Annotated in this window: 1 protein-coding gene and 1 pseudogene; one reads left to right on the top strand and one right to left on the bottom strand. The window is 68.8% G+C overall.

Annotated features, from left to right (window positions below; translation table 11 throughout):
- Window positions 1–141: 141 nt before the first annotated feature.
- Window positions 142–1,521 carry an IS1380 family transposase gene (locus tag Q1K57_RS14595; protein ID WP_300083896.1) on the bottom strand — a complete coding sequence of 460 codons (1,380 nt, stop codon included), beginning with the start codon at window positions 1,519–1,521 and terminating at the stop codon, window positions 142–144.
- Window positions 1,522–1,631: 110 nt separating this feature from the next.
- On the opposite strand from Q1K57_RS14595, the pseudogene Q1K57_RS14590 reads away from it, so the two are divergent.
- Window positions 1,632–1,771, top strand: a pseudogene (locus tag Q1K57_RS14590) (transposase); the annotation flags it as partial.

Raw genomic sequence — 1,771 nt, 5'->3', positions numbered from 1 at the left:
AGCCCTGATCCACCGACCGTGATTTCTGGTGGTTCCTCGCGTCGGTTCTGAGGGTCGTTCTTGTGTGTGGGCGCGGCGGGTCTGCCGGTCTGTCCGGCTTTTCCACGGGGTCCTCGGGTTGGGCCTGCTGGGGCTGGGTGGTCAGGGTGTCGCGGGTCGGGGTGGGCTGGTCGCGACGGCGTGCAGGGCTTCCCAGGCGTCGGCCCAGGGCCAGTGGGTGGGTAGGTGCAGCACGAGCCGGCGGCCGGTGGCCGCGATCCGGGCCGGGACGTTGATGAGCTTGCGGCGCAGGGTCGCCCATCGTGCTTTGGTCAGGTTGGCGGCGATGGCGGCGGCTCGGGCGATGTTGAACGCGATCACCGCGAGGGCCACCCAGGCGGCGTTGGCGGCGTACTTGCCCGAGGGGAGGTGGGCCAGTGGCCCGTCCTTGAGTTCGGCGATGACCTGTTCCACGATCGCGTGGTCCCGGTGCAACTGGTCGGCCTCCACCATCGTGAAGGTGGTGTTGGTGATGAACGCATGGTGCCGGTAGGCGGCGAACAACTCTTGTTGCTCGCTGCCGTCGGAGGCGAGTGGTTGGAGCCGTTTGACCCGGCGCACGACCAGCCGGCAGGGCACGTGTTCGGCCTTGCGGCGGCCGGTGAACGCGACGAACCCGACTTCGGCGACCTCGGCGTCGGAGACCCAGCGTTGTTCGGCCTCGTCGTAGACAGCCTGGGGGTACTTGATCGGCTGCCAGTCGTCCTCGGCGATGCCGGCGATGGCACGGGTGACCTTCTTGGTCATCCGGGCGGTGACGGAGAACCACGCCTTCGCCCGGAGCGCGGCGCCGACGAACGCCCACCCGTAGTACGCCGAGTCGGCCCGGCACAGCAGGTGGCCCGCCACCCCCGCAGCGCGGGCGGTGGTGATCGCTTGGGCCAGCATCCGTCCCGCGCCCCTGGCTGAGGAGGTGCTGCCCTTGCGGAGCCGGGCGCGGGTGATCACCGGCGCCGCCAACGGGGTGGACAACGCCGCAAGTTGGATGTTCAACCCCCGCACCCGGGTGTAGCCGTAGCCGGCGCCCTGCTTGCGGTAGCCGTGGACCTCGCGGATCGTGTCGTCCACATCGAGGAACGCCAGCCCCTGGTCGGTGGCGGCGCCGGCGATCATGCCGGGCACCCGGCAGGTCAGACCCGCCAGCAGGTGTCCGCCGACGGCGTCGAGTTGCTGCACGTGCCCGTGGGTGAACGAGCGCAGGAACGTGCCCAACGTCGAGGGGGCCCGAACGCCGGCGAACAACCTGTCCATGCCGCCGTGGCGCAGCAGGTCCAGGTCATCGATGCTGTCCGCGCCGGCGAGCATCCCGCCCACCACACTGGCCGCCTTCACCGCAGCGTTCGGCGAAGCGACACTCACCTGCTCCGCCAGCAGGTCGTGCAGGCCGGCGGACTCGGCCAACAACATGGCCGGGACCAACCCGGCGGCCGACACCAGGTTCGGGTCATCGAAAACGGGACGGATCGTGTGAGAGGCTTTCACTTACGGAGTGACCTTCTGAGCAGCCGGATGTGGACGTCGCACTCAACATCCTCCCTGCTCAGAGGGCACTCCCGTTCCACGCCACGCCCACTACGTCAGTGGATCAGGGCTCAGTGTTCGAACAAGTCGACGCCGACGCCGTGCACGCCCAATACGATCGACTCCTGGACGAGGTCGATCGCAACAAACTCGTGGCGGTCCGTGACCACCTCGAGCAAGCCCGCGACGAACTCTTGGCGTTCACCGCGTT

It is taken from the genome of Propioniciclava sp. (assembly GCF_029977985.1).
GTDB lineage: Bacteria > Actinomycetota > Actinomycetes > Propionibacteriales > Propionibacteriaceae > Propioniciclava.
The sequence above is the reverse complement of the archived record's forward strand: the minus strand, read 5'-3'. Positions and strand labels throughout refer to the sequence as shown.